At 44.1% G+C, this 18,122-nt stretch carries 8 protein-coding genes, 13 tRNA genes, 3 rRNA genes and 1 pseudogene; all 25 read left to right on the plus strand.

The annotated features are described in order from the left end of the window. The 25 genes and pseudogenes from RCG22_RS00005 (at position 1) to dacB (ending at position 18,089) form a co-directional block, all read left to right on the plus strand. A 16S ribosomal RNA gene (locus tag RCG22_RS00005) occupies positions 1-1,549 on the plus strand. A 202-nt stretch (positions 1,550-1,751) separates the two neighbouring features. After that, positions 1,752-4,689, plus strand: a 23S ribosomal RNA gene (locus RCG22_RS00010). Positions 4,690-4,765: 76 nt separating this feature from the next. Continuing rightward, positions 4,766-4,882 (plus strand): 5S ribosomal RNA (gene rrf / locus RCG22_RS00015). The 16S, 23S and 5S rRNA genes sit together here with 13 tRNA genes alongside, the layout of an rRNA operon. 9 nt (positions 4,883-4,891) lie before the next feature. Beyond that, positions 4,892-4,967 (plus strand) — tRNA-Val (locus tag RCG22_RS00020). A 163-nt stretch (positions 4,968-5,130) separates the two neighbouring features. Continuing rightward, a tRNA-Thr gene (locus tag RCG22_RS00025) sits at positions 5,131-5,206 on the plus strand. Positions 5,207-5,228: 22 nt separating this feature from the next. Next, a tRNA-Leu gene (locus RCG22_RS00030) sits at positions 5,229-5,313 on the plus strand. 34 nt (positions 5,314-5,347) lie between these two features. Continuing rightward, positions 5,348-5,422 (plus strand) — tRNA-Gly (locus tag RCG22_RS00035). 10 nt (positions 5,423-5,432) lie between these two features. Next, positions 5,433-5,521, plus strand: a tRNA-Leu gene (locus RCG22_RS00040). Between the two features lie 35 nt (positions 5,522-5,556). Beyond that, positions 5,557-5,630, plus strand: a tRNA-Arg gene (locus tag RCG22_RS00045). A 6-nt stretch (positions 5,631-5,636) separates the two neighbouring features. Further along, positions 5,637-5,713, plus strand: a tRNA-Pro gene (locus RCG22_RS00050). Positions 5,714-5,733: 20 nt separating this feature from the next. Continuing rightward, a tRNA-Ala gene (locus RCG22_RS00055) sits at positions 5,734-5,809 on the plus strand. A 46-nt stretch (positions 5,810-5,855) separates the two neighbouring features. After that, a tRNA-Met gene (locus tag RCG22_RS00060) sits at positions 5,856-5,932 on the plus strand. 30 nt (positions 5,933-5,962) lie between these two features. Next, a tRNA-Ser gene (locus RCG22_RS00065) sits at positions 5,963-6,055 on the plus strand. Between the two features lie 27 nt (positions 6,056-6,082). Beyond that, a tRNA-Tyr gene (locus tag RCG22_RS00070) sits at positions 6,083-6,167 on the plus strand. A gap of 4 nt (positions 6,168-6,171) precedes the next feature. Continuing rightward, positions 6,172-6,242 (plus strand) — tRNA-Trp (locus tag RCG22_RS00075). 53 nt (positions 6,243-6,295) lie between these two features. Then, positions 6,296-6,377: transfer RNA gene (locus RCG22_RS00080), tRNA-Leu, on the plus strand. Between the two features lie 227 nt (positions 6,378-6,604). Beyond that, on the plus strand, positions 6,605-6,739 hold the full coding sequence (locus RCG22_RS00085; RefSeq protein ID WP_286137994.1) for an FbpB family small basic protein: 135 nt from the start codon (positions 6,605-6,607) through the stop codon (positions 6,737-6,739). 135 nt (positions 6,740-6,874) lie between these two features. Next, the gene (locus tag RCG22_RS00090) at positions 6,875-7,684 is read left to right on the plus strand and encodes an Fpg/Nei family DNA glycosylase (RefSeq protein ID WP_308105169.1); all 810 of its coding nucleotides are present in this window, start codon (positions 6,875-6,877) and stop codon (positions 7,682-7,684) included. Between the two features lie 165 nt (positions 7,685-7,849). After that, positions 7,850-8,515 (plus strand): transcriptional regulator CcpN, encoded by a 666-nt coding sequence (gene ccpN / locus RCG22_RS00095; protein ID WP_308105170.1) that lies wholly within the window; start codon positions 7,850-7,852, stop codon positions 8,513-8,515. A 17-nt stretch (positions 8,516-8,532) separates the two neighbouring features. Next, positions 8,533-9,348 (plus strand): pyruvate, water dikinase regulatory protein, encoded by an 816-nt coding sequence (locus tag RCG22_RS00100; RefSeq protein ID WP_308105171.1) that lies wholly within the window; start codon positions 8,533-8,535, stop codon positions 9,346-9,348. A 2-nt stretch (positions 9,349-9,350) separates the two neighbouring features. Next, entirely contained in the window at positions 9,351-12,020 is a 2,670-nt protein-coding gene (gene ppdK / locus RCG22_RS00105) for a pyruvate, phosphate dikinase (protein ID WP_308105172.1), read from the plus strand. 113 nt (positions 12,021-12,133) lie between these two features. Further along, positions 12,134-12,325: a YbxH family protein gene (locus tag RCG22_RS00110; RefSeq protein ID WP_308105173.1), complete on the plus strand. Its 192-nt coding sequence runs from the start codon at positions 12,134-12,136 to the stop codon at positions 12,323-12,325. Positions 12,326-12,405: 80 nt separating this feature from the next. After that, entirely contained in the window at positions 12,406-14,979 is a 2,574-nt protein-coding gene (locus RCG22_RS00115; protein ID WP_308105174.1) for a DEAD/DEAH box helicase, read from the plus strand. A gap of 193 nt (positions 14,980-15,172) precedes the next feature. Continuing rightward, on the plus strand, positions 15,173-16,447 hold the full coding sequence (locus RCG22_RS00120; protein ID WP_308105175.1) for a LysM peptidoglycan-binding domain-containing protein: 1,275 nt from the start codon (positions 15,173-15,175) through the stop codon (positions 16,445-16,447). A 182-nt stretch (positions 16,448-16,629) separates the two neighbouring features. Then, a pseudogene (dacB, locus tag RCG22_RS00125) lies at positions 16,630-18,089 on the plus strand (D-alanyl-D-alanine carboxypeptidase/D-alanyl-D-alanine endopeptidase). The last annotated feature ends 33 nt before the right edge of the window (positions 18,090-18,122 follow it).

Genomic DNA, 18,122 nt, shown 5'->3' on the forward strand with positions numbered 1-18,122 from the left:
TTGGAGAGTTTGATCCTGGCTCAGGACGAACGCTGGCGGCGTGCCTAATACATGCAAGTCGAGCGAATTTGGAGGAAGCTTGCTTCCTCCCTGTTAGCGGCGGACGGGTGAGTAACACGTGGGCAACCTGCCTGTAAGACGGGGATAACACCGGGAAACCGGTGCTAATACCGGATAATCTTTTTTCTCTCATGAGGAAAAACTGAAAGACGGTTTCGGCTGTCACTTACAGATGGGCCCGCGGCGCATTAGCTAGTTGGTGAGGTAACGGCTCACCAAGGCGACGATGCGTAGCCGACCTGAGAGGGTGATCGGCCACACTGGGACTGAGACACGGCCCAGACTCCTACGGGAGGCAGCAGTAGGGAATCTTCCACAATGGACGAAAGTCTGATGGAGCAACGCCGCGTGAGCGATGAAGGCCTTCGGGTCGTAAAGCTCTGTTGTTAGGGAAGAACAAGTACCGGAGTAACTGCCGGTACCTTGACGGTACCTAACCAGAAAGCCACGGCTAACTACGTGCCAGCAGCCGCGGTAATACGTAGGTGGCAAGCGTTGTCCGGAATTATTGGGCGTAAAGCGCGCGCAGGCGGTCCTTTAAGTCTGATGTGAAAGCCCACGGCTCAACCGTGGAGGGTCATTGGAAACTGGGGGACTTGAGTGCAGAAGAGGAAAGCGGAATTCCACGTGTAGCGGTGAAATGCGTAGAGATGTGGAGGAACACCAGTGGCGAAGGCGGCTTTCTGGTCTGTAACTGACGCTGAGGCGCGAAAGCGTGGGGAGCAAACAGGATTAGATACCCTGGTAGTCCACGCCGTAAACGATGAGTGCTAAGTGTTAGGGGGTTTCCGCCCCTTAGTGCTGCAGCTAACGCATTAAGCACTCCGCCTGGGGAGTACGGCCGCAAGGCTGAAACTCAAAGGAATTGACGGGGGCCCGCACAAGCGGTGGAGCATGTGGTTTAATTCGAAGCAACGCGAAGAACCTTACCAGGTCTTGACATCCTCTGACACTCCTAGAGATAGGACGTTCCCCTTCGGGGGACAGAGTGACAGGTGGTGCATGGTTGTCGTCAGCTCGTGTCGTGAGATGTTGGGTTAAGTCCCGCAACGAGCGCAACCCTTGATCTTAGTTGCCAGCATTTAGTTGGGCACTCTAAGGTGACTGCCGGTGACAAACCGGAGGAAGGTGGGGATGACGTCAAATCATCATGCCCCTTATGACCTGGGCTACACACGTGCTACAATGGATGGTACAAAGGGCTGCAAGACCGCGAGGTTTAGCCAATCCCATAAAACCATTCTCAGTTCGGATTGCAGGCTGCAACTCGCCTGCATGAAGCCGGAATCGCTAGTAATCGCGGATCAGCATGCCGCGGTGAATACGTTCCCGGGCCTTGTACACACCGCCCGTCACACCACGAGAGTTTGTAACACCCGAAGTCGGTGGGGTAACCGTAAGGAGCCAGCCGCCTAAGGTGGGATAGATGATTGGGGTGAAGTCGTAACAAGGTAGCCGTATCGGAAGGTGCGGCTGGATCACCTCCTTTCTAAGGATAAAGCTGGACCTATGAGCCAGACAAAACAGTTTGTTGATCGCACGTATTTTGTTTGTTTAGTTTTGAGAGTGCAATTTCTCTCAACACATCGTTCTTTGAAAACTAGATAATCGTAAGAAGAAGCAAAGTAAACATCGAGTAATCGCCATTTTAGATTTTCTCTCTTATGTAAGTAAGAGTTATAAACCTTTTAGGTTAAGTTAGAAAGGGCGCACGGTGAATGCCTTGGCACTAGGAGCCGATGAAGGACGGGACTAACACCGATATGCTTCGGGGAGCTGTAAGTAAGCTTTGATCCGGAGATTTCCGAATGGGGGAACCCACTGTTCGTAATGGAACAGTATCTTTACCTGAATACATAGGGTATGGAAGGCATACCCGGGGAACTGAAACATCTAAGTACCCGGAGGAAGAGAAAGCAAACGCGATTCCCTGAGTAGCGGCGAGCGAAACGGGACATAGCCCAAACCAAGAGGCTTGCCTCTTGGGGTTGTAGGACACTCAACATGGAGTTACAAAGGAACGGGGTAGATGAAGCGGCCTGGAAAGGTCCGTCATAGAAGGTAAAAACCCTGTAGTTGAAACTTCGTTCCCTCCTGAGTGGATCCTGAGTACGGCCGGACACGAGAAATCCGGTCGGAAGCAGGGAGGACCATCTCCCAAGGCTAAATACTCCCTAGTGACCGATAGTGAACCAGTACCGTGAGGGAAAGGTGAAAAGCACCCCGGAAGGGGAGTGAAATAGTTCCTGAAACCGTGTGCCTACAAGTAGTTAGAGCCCGTTAATGGGTAATAGCGTGCCTTTTGTAGAATGAACCGGCGAGTTACGATCCCATGCAAGGTTAAGTTGAAAAGACGGAGCCGCAGCGAAAGCGAGTCTGAATAGGGCGTATGAGTATGTGGTCGTAGACCCGAAACCAGGTGATCTACCCATGTCCAGGGTGAAGTCCAGGTAACACTGGATGGAGGCCCGAACCCACGCACGTTGAAAAGTGCGGGGATGAGGTGTGGGTAGCGGAGAAATTCCAATCGAACTTGGAGATAGCTGGTTCTCTCCGAAATAGCTTTAGGGCTAGCCTCACGTAGTAAGAGTCTTGGAGGTAGAGCACTGTTTGGACTAGGGGCCCTCATCGGGTTACCGAATTCAGACAAACTCCGAATGCCAAAGACTTATCCGTGGGAGTCAGACTGCGAGTGATAAGATCCGTAGTCAAAAGGGAAACAGCCCAGACCACCAGCTAAGGTCCCAAAGTATACGTTAAGTGGAAAAGGATGTGGAGTTGTTTAGACAACCAGGATGTTGGCTTAGAAGCAGCCACCATTTAAAGAGTGCGTAATAGCTCACTGGTCGAATGACTCTGCGCCGAAAATGTACCGGGGCTAAACGTATCACCGAAGCTGTGGATTGACATCTTAGATGTCAGTGGTAGGAGAGCGTTCTAAGGGCGTTGAAGCTAGACCGTAAGGACTGGTTGAGCGCTTAGAAGTGAGAATGCCGGTATGAGTAGCGAAAGATGAGTGAGAATCTCATCCACCGAATGCCTAAGGTTTCCTGAGGAAGGCTCGTCCGCTCAGGGTTAGTCGGGACCTAAGCCGAGGCCGAAAGGCGTAGGCGATGGACAACAGGTTGATATTCCTGTACCACCTCTTTATCGTTTGAGCAATGGGGGGACGCAGGAGGATAGGGTAAGCGCGCTGTTGGATATGCGCGTCTAAGCAGTTAGGCTGAGAAGTAGGCAAATCCGCTTCTCACATAAGGCTGAGCTGTGATAGCGAGGGAAATTTAGTACCGAAGTTCCTGATTCCACACTGCCAAGAAAAGCCTCTAGCGAGATAAATGGTGCCCGTACCGCAAACCGACACAGGTAGGCGAGGAGAGAATCCTAAGGTGAGCGAGAGAACTCTCGTTAAGGAACTCGGCAAAATGACCCCGTAACTTCGGGAGAAGGGGTGCTTTTTGAGGTGAATAGCCTCGAAGAGCCGCAGTGAATAGGCCCAGGCGACTGTTTAGCAAAAACACAGGTCTCTGCGAAGCCGCAAGGCGAAGTATAGGGGCTGACGCCTGCCCGGTGCTGGAAGGTTAAGAGGAGGGGTTAGCTGCTAAGCGAAGCTCTGAATCGAAGCCCCAGTAAACGGCGGCCGTAACTATAACGGTCCTAAGGTAGCGAAATTCCTTGTCGGGTAAGTTCCGACCCGCACGAAAGGCGTAACGATCTGGGCACTGTCTCAACGAGAGACTCGGTGAAATTATAGTACCTGTGAAGATGCAGGTTACCCGCGATAGGACGGAAAGACCCCGTGGAGCTTTACTGTAGCCTGATATTGAATTTTGGTACAGCTTGTACAGGATAGGTAGGAGCCTGAGAAGCCGGAGCGCTAGCTTCGGTGGAGGCGTCGGTGGGATACTACCCTGGCTGTATTGAAATTCTAACCCGCACCCCTGATCGGGGTGGGAGACAGTGTCAGGTGGGCAGTTTGACTGGGGCGGTCGCCTCCTAAAGAGTAACGGAGGCGCCCAAAGGTTCCCTCAGAATGGTTGGAAATCATTCGCAGAGTGTAAAGGCACAAGGGAGCTTGACTGCGAGACCTACAAGTCGAGCAGGGACGAAAGTCGGGCTTAGTGATCCGGTGGTTCCGCATGGAAGGGCCATCGCTCAACGGATAAAAGCTACCCCGGGGATAACAGGCTTATCTCCCCCAAGAGTCCACATCGACGGGGAGGTTTGGCACCTCGATGTCGGCTCATCGCATCCTGGGGCTGTAGTCGGTCCCAAGGGTTGGGCTGTTCGCCCATTAAAGCGGTACGCGAGCTGGGTTCAGAACGTCGTGAGACAGTTCGGTCCCTATCCGTCGTGGGCGCAGGAAATTTGAGAGGAGCTGTCCTTAGTACGAGAGGACCGGGATGGACGCACCGCTGGTGTACCAGTTGTTCTGCCAAGGGCATCGCTGGGTAGCTATGTGCGGACGGGATAAGTGCTGAAAGCATCTAAGCATGAAGCCCCCCTCAAGATGAGATTTCCCATAGCGCAAGCTAGTAAGAACCCTGAAAGATGATCAGGTTGATAGGTCAGAGGTGGAAGCGTGGTAACATGTGGAGCTGACTGATACTAATCGTTCGAGGACTTAACCGATTTTTAAAGCGAACTCGTTTTTACAACTTCTTCTGCATTATCTAGTTTTGAGGGAATGATACCTCAACCAAATAAGTCTGGCAGCAATGGCGAGAAGGTCACACCCGTTCCCATACCGAACACGGAAGTTAAGCTTCTCAGCGCCGATGGTAGTTGGGACACGCGTCCCTGTGAGAGTAGGACGTTGCCAGGCGGTATATATGGAGGATTAGCTCAGCTGGGAGAGCATCTGCCTTACAAGCAGAGGGTCGGCGGTTCGAGCCCGTCATCCTCCACCATATTTCCTAGGCCGGGGTAGCTCAATTGGTAGAGCACGACCGAATAAGCTTCCTGAATAAACTTCAGCATACTGACCGAGCTGCTACTTGCATAAGCTTTCTGAGGTCAGGATGACGGCAACGAAGTTAACGTGTTCGAACTTAATATTTTTTCAAACTATACGCCGGGGTAGCTCAATTGGTAGAGCAACTGACTTGTAATCAGTAGGTTGGGGGTTCAAGTCCTCTCGCCGGCACCACTTTGATTTTTAGAATAAACATGCGGGTGTGGCGGAATTGGCAGACGCACCAGACTTAGGATCTGGCGCCGCAAGGCGTGGGGGTTCGACTCCCTTCACCCGCACCATGTTTTCTTACGTCAGTAAAATAGCTTACGATATGCGGAAGTAGTTCAGTGGTAGAACATCACCTTGCCAAGGTGGGGGTCGCGGGTTCGAATCCCGTCTTCCGCTCCAATAATCTTAAGCCGGGGTGGCGGAACTGGCAGACGCACAGGACTTAAAATCCTGCGGTAGGTGACTACCGTACCGGTTCGATTCCGGTCCTCGGCACCAAAGTTTTTTACGCTAGCAAAATAACTTACAATAATGCGCCCTTAGCTCAGCTGGATAGAGTGTTTGACTACGAATCAAAAGGTCGGGAGTTCGAATCTCTCAGGGCGCACTTTAACGGGAAGTAGCTCAGCTTGGTAGAGCACTTGGTTTGGGACCAAGGGGTCGCAGGTTCGAATCCTGTCTTCCCGACCATTCTTCACTATTAAATGTATGGGGCCTTAGCTCAGCTGGGAGAGCGCCTGCTTTGCACGCAGGAGGTCAGCGGTTCGATCCCGCTAGGCTCCACCATAGTTTTTTGCAATAGCAAAATAACTTTCAATTGAATTGTATATTTGGCGGTGTAGCTCAGCTGGCTAGAGCGCTCGGTTCATACCCGAAAGGTCGGGGGTTCGACTCCCTTCGCCGCTACCAAAATACTATTATATGATTATCTTTTTCTTTGGAGGAATACCCAAGTTTGGCTGAAGGGATCGGTCTTGAAAACCGACAGGCGGGTAACACCGCGCGGGGGTTCGAATCCCTCTTCCTCCTCCAGTTTTATTTATTTTATTTTTTATATGTGGAGGGGTAGCGAAGTGGCTAAACGCGGCGGACTGTAAATCCACTCCCTCCGGGTTCGGCGGTTCGAATCCGTCCCCCTCCACCATTTTAGGGGCATAGTTTAAAGGTAGAACTAAGGTCTCCAAAACCTTCAGTGTGGGTTCAATTCCTACTGCCCCTGTTAATTAACGCTTTACTAAAATTTCATAGTTTACCTATGAAATTTTTTATTATGCCGGTGTGGCGGAATTGGCAGACGCGCACGACTCAAAATCGTGTTCCGTGAGGAGTGTCGGTTCGACCCCGACCACCGGTATCATGACTGCATGTCAATGCAGTGAAAAAAACGTTTCTTACACTTTGTAAGAAACGTTTTTTTATTTATCACTAAGACGATTCTTACAATATATCGTATACATAAAAATATTTTTATCGTAATCAAAATAATTTAAAAGTTAATAATGTTCAAAAAATTGTAATATTTAGACTGATCCCGATCTTTCTACCTTAGGTATAATAGAAACAAAGAAAGGTGGAGGAATGATGAGAAAACGTAAACTAAGTTTTAAGGAATTAGTGATAGATAATAAACAGGAAATCAAAAGTGATTTGAAAGCTTTGGAGAGAATTGAAACGAAAATTGATGATAAATATTCGAATAAGTTGAAATATGCATGAGAACAAATTAGATGAGCAATCCTACCAGGTTGCTCTTTTTTCATACCCAGGCAAGATTTCTTTACTACTAATTGGCTTCTTTTTTGAGAAATAGGGAAGGGTAAAAAAAACAGCATTTATGGAAGGAGATATTCGATGCCAGAGCTTCCAGAGATGGAAAACTATAAAATCCTATTAAATCAAAAAATCGCAGGCCAAATTATATCAGCTGTACAAATAAATCGGGAAAAATCCATCAATGTAAACCCTGACCTGTTTACTAGAACCGTTCAACATCAAAAAATAATGACAATCAATCGACGAGGAAAGCATTTACTTTTTCAGTTGCAAAATGGCAAAATTCTTTTACTACATTTAATGCTTGGTGGGTGGATGTACTTTGGAACAGAAGCAGACAAGCCAAAACGAACCATACAGGTACGAATCTCCTTTGGTGACCAGCACCTTTATTTTATCGGTCTTCGGCTCGGCTATTTGCACCTATATAATCAAACAGAGGCAGAACAGCATTTAGCACACATAGGGCCCGAGCCATTCAGTAATGATTTTTCTATCAATGAATTTAAGAATAGAATCAGCCAAAAGCATGGTCGTTTAAAAACTACTTTATTGGATCAGGAGTTTATCGCTGGGATTGGGAATTGTTATTCCGCTGAAATCTGCTATGATGCAGGAATTTTACCAACCAAGGATATTGATGATATAGGGGAAGCAGAGCGGGAGAGCTTATATCAATCCATCCTGTCAATCCTTCAAAAAGGCATCCACCATGGTGGTTACATGGATAATCCGCTCTTTAAAGATGATCATTTAACGGGGGGATTTATTGACTTACGTCAGGTATATGATCGAGAAGGAGAAAAATGTAAAAGATGCGGGAACGTTATCATAATGGAAACGATCTCATCAAGAAAGACCTTTTATTGCCCAAATTGTCAAAAATAGTGTACAGAATCTCGTCGACAGCGGCGAGTTTTTTTTTGTTAAAAAATAGTTTGATATTTTGTCATAAAAAAATAAAAACTTATTGTTTCGGTTTTTGTCTTAATGTAATATACTATATACAAATGAGTATAACACATTTATAATAAATCTAAAGAATGTAACATATTGAATCTAAACAAGGGGGTGGTAATTATTAAATTATCTAAGCGTCAGGATGAAATCCTCCAAATTGTTAAACAAAACGGTCCTATTACAGGGAAAGACATCGCTGAGAAACTATCATTAACCAGAGCTGCACTTAGACCGGACCTAGCCATTTTAACAATGTCAGGTAACTTAGATGCAAGGCCGCGCGTGGGTTATTTTTTTAATGAAAGCTATGAAACAAAACAACAGGCTAAAAGGTTTATCCACCAAAAAGTAACGGATTATAAAGCCCATCCGATCGTTGTTGGGAAATCAGCATCGGTCTATGATGCGATCGTTCAGCTATTTTTAGAGGATGTGGGCACACTTTATACAGTTGATACAAATGGACATCTTGCTGGGGTTGTTTCTCGAAAGGATTTGCTCAGAGCATCACTAGGAAATCAAAATTTAAATGAATTGCCTGTTAGTGTCATTATGACGAGAATGCCAAATATTATTACGATTAATCCGGATGAGACTTTGCTCGAAGCAGCCAAAAAGATGATTCATAATCATATTGACTCCTTACCAGTTGTAAAAGAAGTCGAGGATCAAAAAAGTACATATTTGCTGGTAGGCCGCATTACCAAAACAACAATAACGCGAGCATATTTAGAAATCATGGAAAACAAAACAACCTAAGGAGCGTGGCTGGCATTTTGGTACAGAAGGAAGTTGTTTATGTTGTATCTGACTCAGTAGGAGAAACTGCTGAGTTTGTAGTAAAAGCAGTGGCAACACAATTTAATGGCGGGCAGGTAGAAATCCGCCGGAATTCTTATGTAGATGACTTTGAGGATATTGAAGATGTTATTTTATTGGCGAAAAAAGGCCCTTCGATTATAGCCTATACGATTGTTATTCCTTCATTAAAAGACTATTTAGATCGGCGTGCGAATGAAGAGAACATTTTAGCCGTCGATTTACTAAGTCCTTTGATGAGTGCGTTTGAAACAAGCTTTAATAAACAGCCTCACCATCGACCTGGATTGATGAGGAAAATGGATGAAGAATACTTCCGAAAAATTGAAGCGATTGAATTTGCCGTAAAATATGATGATGGTCGTGACCCGAGAGGAATCGTTAAAGCAGATATTGTCTTAGTCGGTGTCTCACGTACATCGAAGACTCCTTTATCCATGTACTTAGCACATAAACGTTTTAAAGTAGCCAATGTTCCTTTGGTTCCAGAGGTACCACCGCCCGATGAATTATTCGAAATACCACGTAAAAATTGTATCGGATTAATCATCTCACCGGATAAATTAAATGAAATTCGTAAGGAACGTCTGAAGGCATTAGGTTTAGCCTCACAGGCCAGCTACGCAAGCTTTGGGCGAATTCTTGAGGAACTTGACCATGCTGAAAAAGTGATGAAGCGCCTAGGCTGTCCTATCATTGATGTATCGAATAAGGCAGTTGAAGAAACGGCCGGTTTAATTTTAGAAGTGTTAAAAAAAGAGAGGAGCTTTTAATAATGGAGAAATTGGTATATTTATTTCATGAAGGAAATGGCAATATGAAGGGTTTACTTGGAGGGAAAGGTGCCAACCTAGCGGAAATGACGCGTATTGGTCTTCCGGTTCCTTATGGTTTTACCATTTCAACTCAGGCATGCAATGCATTCTATGAAGCTAGCAAGACCATTCCAACCATTGTTGAAGTCCAGACCTTAGAAGCTCTTGCCCGTCTTGAAGAGAAAATGGGCAAAAAGCTTGGCGACCCAAAAAATCCTTTGCTCGTATCTGTTCGGTCCGGTTCTGTTTTCTCCATGCCGGGAATGATGGACACAATTTTAAATCTAGGAATGAATGATGAAACTGTGATCGGGATGGCTGAATTAACCAATAATCCACGGTTTGCTTATGATTCCTACCGCCGCTTCATTCAAATGTTTAGTAATGTAGTCCTTAATATAGATACTTACTATTTTGAACAATTATTAGAAGAAATTCGTGAGGAGAAGGGCTATTCTTCTGATCCCGAAATGAGTGCAGAAGACTGGAAGGAAGTAATCATTGGTTACAAAGGAATCGTCAAAAAACATACAAGAAAAGATTTTCCTCAGGATCCAAAAGACCAGCTTTTCCTTGCCATCCATGCCGTCTTTAATTCTTGGAATAATCAGCGTGCGATTGTTTACCGCCGCCTTAATAAAATTGCCGACCATTTAGGAACGGCCGTTAATATCCAAAGTATGGTGTTCGGTAACATGGGGAATGATTCAGGCACGGGTGTAGCCTTCACCAGAAATCCATCAACAGGTGAGCATGTTCTTTACGGTGAATACTTAATCAATGCCCAAGGGGAAGATGTGGTAGCAGGGATTCGTACACCACAACCAATCGCGACATTAAAGGACGAAATGCCAGGTGTATATAAGCAATTTACTGATACGTGCAAGCGTTTAGAGCAGCATTATGAAGAAATGCAAGACATCGAGTTCACGGTTGAACGGGGCAAGCTTTTTATCCTGCAGACTCGTCATGGCAAAAGAACAGCTCAAGCGGCTATCCGTATTGCGGTAGAAATGGTTGAGGAAGGAATCATCGATAAAAAGACAGCACTATTGCGTGTCGATCCTGATCAACTAAATCAACTCCTTCACCGCCGGATAGACGACAAATTTGCAAAAAGAGTTTTAGCAAAAGGCTTACCAGCATCACCTGGCGCAGCGACAGGTCAAGTCGTCTTTGATGCCGATGAAGCGGAGCAATTAAACAATGATGGTAAAAAAGTCATCCTTGTTCGCCCGGAAACAACACCGGACGATATCCACGGAATTGTTGCATCCCAAGCGATTTTAACAAGCCGTGGCGGCATGACGAGCCACGCTGCTGTTGTTGCGCGTGGGATGGGGAAAGCTTGTATTTGTGGATGTGAAGCATTAAAGATAGATCTAAAAGCGAAACAATTTAAAATTGGAGATACTCTTGTAAATTATGGAGATATCATTACAATAGATGGGTCTACCGGTGAAATCATGCTTGGTGAAATTCCGATGATTGACCCTGAACTTTCAGATGAGTTTCAGCTGTTGCTGGACTGGGCAGACCAAGAGCGTAAATTAGGGGTCCGTGCCAATGCTGATACCCCGGAAGATGCAAAAAAAGCATTTGAATTTGGTGCAGGTGGAATTGGGTTATGCCGGACTGAACATATGTTTATGGATTTAAAACGAATTCCAACCGTGCAAAAAATGATTCTTGCAGAGAATTATAATGAACGAATGGAAGCATTGAATGAGCTTTTACCAATGCAGCAAGGGGATTTCGAAGGCATTTTCGAAGAAATGCAAGGACTACCTGTTACAATTCGTTTACTAGACCCGCCATTACATGAATTTTTACCGGATAAAGAGGAACTGTTAGTGGAGGTAACTAAGCTTCAAATCTTAGATCCACAATCACCAGAGTTGAAGAAAAAAGAGCAATTGCTGAAAAAGGTTCGTCAATTAGATGAATTTAACCCAATGCTTGGCCATCGTGGCTGCCGTCTAGGGATGATTTATCCGGAAATTTATGAAATGCAAGCAAAAGCCATTTTCTACGCTGCGGCAAAGCTTGCTGATAAAGGGACTGAAGTGCAGCCCGAAATTATGATTCCTTTAGTTGGACATGTGAATGAGTTAAAGGATATGCGTAAATTGGTGATCGATGCAGCATTACTCGTTCAAGAAGAAACAGGAAAGACCTTCAAGTACACCATTGGGACAATGATTGAGATTCCACGTGCTGCGTTAACTGCGGATAAAATCGCCGAGGAAGCCGATTTCTTCTCGTTTGGTACCAATGATTTAACACAAACAACCTTTGGATATAGCCGTGATGATGCAGAGGGAAAATTCCTGCAAGCCTACATCGAAAATAAGGTACTTCCAGAAAATCCATTTGCTGTCCTTGATCAGGACGGAGTAGGAAAGCTTGTTGAAACTGGTGTTAAGCTTGGCCGAGGCACAAAGCCTTCACTTAAAACAGGTATTTGTGGAGAACATGGCGGTGAAAAGAGCTCGATTGATTTCTGTTACAAAACGGGCTTGGATTATGTCAGCTGTTCACCGTACCGTGTACCGCTTGCGCGTTTGGCTGCAGCACAAGCAACAATTCGTCACGAACAAAATAAACAAGAAGTTTTTACAACCGCATAAAGTAAGGCAGAGGGATGTGTGCAGCTGGCACCATCCCTTTTACTATGCTTGGATTTGGATAGTCGTCCAGTTAATGCAAATACTATAAAAAATTATTTAAAGGGGACTTATTCATGGGGGCTATTGAACGCAGCGGTTATCGATTTGTACCAGAATTTAGTGTCATTCAGCAAAATGGGGCTATTCATGTCTACCATCATGATAACTTCATTGAAGAAATTAAATTCCAGTTTGCAGGAAAGTTTCCTGAACTTGATCAGATAGAAGACCTGGTTGATCAATATTGCAACCAGCATCAACTTTAAAGACCGAATATTTGTTCGGTTTTTATTTTTGTGTTAGAATGGAATCAGGAAAACCAATTTATAGAAACGGAGGGAAATCATTGAACAAATTAAATGCTATATACCCTCAAGCGATTGAACATACAAAGATGAAAATATATGAAGATATTAGCCATTACCTCGAAACAAAGGACACAACACCAACCTTTGAGCAATACCTAGTTGACCGAAGCCATTATCTTGAGCAAATTTGGATTAATGTTTGGCTGAATAAGTCGACTAATGATGTACCTCGAAATGAAAAAAAGCAATTTTTAAGTGAAAAAGGTTTTGAGGTTCAGGGGATTGACCGCAAGTTAATTAACAAATTATTTAGAGATGAAATGCGCATGTATCAGCCTTTTGATGCGATGGGCTGGATGAATGAAACATTTGCAGGGAAAGAAGATGAGTGGAAGAGCCACTATCAAGATGCGAAGGTCAATTTTATAAAGCAAGAAGAACTAAAACAACTGGAAGAACAGAGGCATTCGATTCGAAGTGAAATTGAAGACAGCGCTGTGGGGATTTTGGAAGAACAATATGAGTTATTCTATTTATTTGTTCGTTACTTTGTAGCAAAACAGTTAGTGGCTGATCTCCAAAATAATGTGAAGTTTCAATCGGTTGATACTTTTGCATTGGAAGAAAAATTAGTTGATGAAGGCCATTTCAATCCCTCGGCCTATACAACAGTGGCCACTTTTTTTGAAGAACTGACAGGGGATATCCATAAAACTATGAATTGGGGCAGGAGTTTTTATGAATATCAAACCTATTTCTTTGTTTATGAAAGCTTGATTGCTGACTATTTGTCTGAGCTTATTCCAGAAAAAATATTAGAGCAGCTTCCAGCAAACCTGAAAGAAGACTTTTATGATACCTTTCAAGAGAAACTATCGGCTTCCTTCGTAAAAGGCAGCATTGCACAGCTTCTTTACGATATCGAGGGTTATATTATCGAGGATATTCAAGCGGAATACCTGTCCGATTTAATCAGCTTGGCTGAAGTTCCTTTTATTGAAAAAATACACAAGGAAATTTTTGAAAAAGACTTACAAGCGCGTGAGCAAAAAGAAAAAGAAGTGCAAAAAGAACTCGAGCGGAAAAAAGCAGAAGAAGAGCAGATGATGAAGGACATCTTTGCAACGGAATACGACCCTTCATTAAAACGTCAGGTTCGGTATGTCCTCCATATTGGAGAAACGAATACGGGGAAAACCCATCATGCCCTTGAACGGATGAAAGATGCCTATAGCGGCTTATATTTAGCACCGCTTCGATTGTTAGCACTGGAGGTTTTTGATAAGTTAAATGCTGAGGGGATGCCCTGTTCTTTAAAAACCGGTGAAGAAGAAAAAGTCATTCCAGGGGCAAATCATATCTCCTGCACTGTTGAAATGTTTCACGAAAAGGAGTTTTATGAAGTAGTCGTCATCGATGAAGCTCAAATGATTACCGACAAAGACCGTGGGTTTTCATGGTATAAGGCAATCACGAAAGCTAATGCAGAAGAAGTACATATTATTGGCAGTAGAAATTCAAAAACGATGCTGCTGCAGCTCTTAGGCGGATCAGATATTGAAATTCATGAATACAGCCGAGATACCCCACTTGAGGTAGAAACGAAGGAGTTTCATATTAAACATATTAAAAAAGGTGATGCCCTGATTTGTTTTTCGCGCAGGCGTGTCCTTGAAACCGCCTCACGATTGCAAAATGATGGTCATACCGTCAGTATGATCTATGGGGCTATGCCGCCAGAAACTAGAAAAAAGCAGATTCAACAATTCAATTCGGGAAAAACAAAAGTGATCGTTGCTACGGATGCGATAGGAATGGGCCTTAACTTACCGATTCGCCGGATTGTTTTTTTGGAAAATGATAAGTTCGATGGGACAAAACGGCGTCTTTTGACCTCCCAAGAAGTGAAGCAAATTGCTGGCCGGGCCGGTCGAAAGGGAATTTATAATATTGGCAAAGTGGCCTTTACTAGTGATATTAGAAAAATGAGAAACTTATTGTTACAGGAAGATGAGCCAGTTCATACGTTTGCAATTGCACCAACGAATTCTGTTTTTGAACGCTTTCAACGCTATTATCACGATCTAGGTACTTTTTTTGAGTTATGGGGGAAATTTGAAAGTCCAACCGGGACAAAAAAGGCTTCCTTAGCAGAGGAAAAGTCCCTTTATCAAATGATTGCGGGTACCGAAATTGAAGCAAGACTATCATTAATGGATCTTTATGGATTTTTACATCTGCCTTTTTCAAAAAACGAGCCGGTTTTGACGAAGCAATGGGAAGAAAAAATGTATGCGATTATCCATGGGAGAGAGCTCCCCGAACCAATTGTTAAGGAACGAAGTTTGGAAGAATTAGAACTCAGCTACAAAGCAATCGGGCTTCATCTGTTATTTTTATATCGACTGGGAGAGAGAACGACAGCCATCTATTGGGAACGTCTCCGTGAAGAGGTTAGCGATAAAGTGCAGGACCGGTTAAAAACGGATATAAATAAATTTGTTAAGAAGTGCAAAACGTGCGGAAAAAAACTGCCATGGGATCATTCGTTTCCGACGTGTGAAGCTTGTTATGCGGCGAAGATCAGAAGATATAGGAATGATGAATATTAAAAGTGGCCCGGTGTTCTAATTCGAGGAACCCGGGTTACTTATTAAACTCTAACAGTTAGAGGCCTAGGTGCGGAAGCCGTTTCTCTATAGGTAGAAAAGTCATACGAACTTGTCCTGGCGGCAAGTTCGTTTTTTCATGTGTAATATCTTTCTAGTATGAGTCCATAGAATAGTAAAGAAGGAGTGTGAGAAAATGGCTATTCATGTAGTCACTGCAGGTGAAAATATGTGGAAGATATCCACGAGGTATGGGGTTTCCATTCAAACGATTGTAGAACTAAATGGGTTACCTTCAGCAAGTTCCATCGTCCCGGGCCAAGCACTTTATCTTCCGGATAGCTTGCCTCCACTCCGCTACTATCAAATTAAAGCAGGTGATCACATCTGGCAGCTGGCTCAACAATTTGGAGTCGATCCTTCGGTTATTCTTGCTGCCAATCCAGGAATTGACCCCAATCTGCTCGCCATCGGCCAAATCATATATGTTCCTTCTCCACTCAGAGTATCTCTCGAAACACTAGGGTTTTTAGTCCCTTCATCTAAAAGTGCAAACCTTGCCACAATTAATAGTCTAGCTAACCAATTAACCTACTTAGCGATTGTCGCTTATGCGTTTACGAAGGAAGGCTATGCGTATAATGTGAGCGAGGATGCAGCCCTGGTGGCAAGAAGTAAACAAATGAAGATTATCCCGTTATTGATGGTCCGAAATTTGGTTGGAAATGATTTCAGTGCGGAGTTAGCAGGGCGGGTGCTGGAAAATCCAGTCTATCGGCGCAATTTGGTAGCGAGCTTGGTTAACTTAACAAGACAAAGAGGTTTCGGCGGCGTCAGTATTGATTTTGAATTTATTCCACCTGAAAGACGAAATGACTTCAATTTATTTCTAACTGAATTAAAGCTCGGCTTAGGCGGGCTAATTTTACACGTAAATGTTCACGCCAAAACAGCTGATATTCCAACGAATCGAATCATTGGTGCTTATGATTATGCGTCGATTGGCTCTGTGGCGGATATCGTGGCAGTGATGACCATGGATTATGGCTACCCAGGCGGTCCACCCGATCCGATTGCACCGATTCCGTGGCTGGAGCAAGTGATTCAATACTCGGTGACACAAATTCCTTCTCGTAAACTGCAAATCGCCGTGGCGTTATATGGGTATGACAAGGTGGTTGGAACGAATGCAACTCAAGCCTTATCGGTACTTGCAGCTCAAAATAAAGCAATATCCCTGCCTGAAAACATTGAATTCGATATCACGGCTATGGCACCTTGGTTTCGGTACTGGCAGGGGAGTCAGGAGCATGTGGTCTGGTTTGAAGATATTAGGAGTTTTATAGAAAAGTATCGGTTAATTGATATGTATCAATTAGCCGGGACGACTTTTTGGCAAATCAGTCTCCCAGCACCACAGAATTGGGCTTATCTTAATAAAAATACAAATGTTGTGAAGAGGATAGTGTAATATTACAACTGGAGTTGCATTGGCAGGTACTGTGGTCGGAAAAGATCCTTATAATTGAGGTTAACACATTAACTATTTTGCTGCTTGGGCAGCTTTTTTTCATTTTTCGTCTATCAAATGAAACATAACAATTAAAAAATTTGGACAAACTCTTAGGAAAAAGGAAAGGGTGGAACCAAAGTTTGATTAAAAGACTTAATTATTACCTTCTTATCTTTATTACGGTGCTCGCAGCATTCGTTCCTCCTATAGAAGCAAACGCCATGGAAAATATGGCTCAGCAGATAAATCAGCTAATAAATAACGAGCCTGCGTTAAAAGGAGCTATTGCAGGCATAAGCATCCGTTCCGCTTCAGATGGAAAAATCATCTATGCCCATCAAGGTGATGTCCGCTTAAGACCTGCTTCCAATATGAAACTATTAACTGCGGCAGCCGCCCTTACTATCCTCGGAGAAGACCATACCTTCACGACGGAGATCCATACGGATGGCATACTGAAAAAGAAACACCTCCATGGGAATCTGTATTTAGTAGGGAAGGGTGACCCAACAATACTGAAATCTAATTTTGATAAAATGGCTGAGGACATTCAGAAGCGAGGCATTAAAAAAATTAAGGGAAACCTTTTTGGTGATGATTCCTGGTATGATAATGTCCGTTATTCACTCGACCTCCCTTGGAGTGACGAAACAACTCATTACGGGGCACAGATTTCCGCACTCACCGCCGCACCGACCAGAGCCTATGATGCAGGATCGATCAAGGTCCTCGTGCAGCCTGGTACAAGAAAAGGCGATAAACCGATTGTGAAGTTAACCCCGAAGACGAATTATCTAAAAATAATCAACGATGCTATAACTGTTCCTGAGGATGGGAAAAAGAATATCACCATTGAGCGTGAACACGCGAGGAACATCATAACTATCAAAGGAACCATCCCAATTAAGGCAAAAACAGAAAAAGAATGGATTGGAGTCTGGGACCCCACTCGGTATGCCTTGTCCCTTTTGAAACAATCCTTAACAGAACACGGGATACAGGTGACCGGAAAACTAAAAACAGGATTGGTGCCTGACACCGCAAGAGTTTTATCGACCCATCAATCCATGCCGTTATCTGAGCTGCTAGTTCCGTTTATGAAACTAAGCAATAATGTCCATGCTGAAATATTAATTAAGGAAATGGGTCGAGTCGAGAATGGGGAAGGAAGCTGGGAAAAGGGACTAAGTGTTTTAAATGCCGAGATTTCAAAATTCGGTGTTAACCCCAAAACATTGGTGCTAAGGGATGGTTCAGGTGTTTCCCATGTCGACCTGATTCCAGCCAACCAGCTGACACAGCTGTTATTTGCTGTACAAAAGGAAAAGTGGTTTCCGAGCTATCATCACTCATTACCCGTCTCTGGTCAAAGTGAAAAGATGGTCGGTGGAACGTTAAGAAATCGGATGAAGGATTCTTCGGTTCGGGAAAAGTTTACGCGAAAACGGGGACTATTTCTACGGTGAGTTCAATATCAGGCTACGTGAAAACAAAAAGTGGACAAACCTTAATTTTTTCAATCCTATTAAATAACTTAGTGGATGAAGCAAAAGGAAAAAAGGTAGAGGATCAGCTGCTTACTATTTTAGCACAACAATAGGAAATTAATTTCTTGAAAATTTAGTGTATTGAT

It is taken from the genome of Neobacillus nitrireducens, assembly GCF_030915405.1.
Lineage (GTDB): Bacteria > Bacillota > Bacilli > Bacillales > Cytobacillaceae > Neobacillus.

What these genes read in the sequence shown, in the direction of transcription:
- RCG22_RS00085 (WP_286137994.1), top strand. Translation starts at nt 6,605, where the DNA reads ATGAGAAAACGTAAACTAAGTTTTAAGGAATTAGTGATAGATAATAAA.
- RCG22_RS00090 (WP_308105169.1), top strand. Translation starts at nt 6,875, where the DNA reads ATGCCAGAGCTTCCAGAGATGGAAAACTATAAAATCCTATTAAATCAA.
- ppdK (WP_308105172.1), top strand. Translation starts at nt 9,351, where the DNA reads ATGGAGAAATTGGTATATTTATTTCATGAAGGAAATGGCAATATGAAG.
- RCG22_RS00110 (WP_308105173.1), top strand. Translation starts at nt 12,134, where the DNA reads ATGGGGGCTATTGAACGCAGCGGTTATCGATTTGTACCAGAATTTAGT.
- RCG22_RS00120 (WP_308105175.1), top strand. Translation starts at nt 15,173, where the DNA reads ATGGCTATTCATGTAGTCACTGCAGGTGAAAATATGTGGAAGATATCC.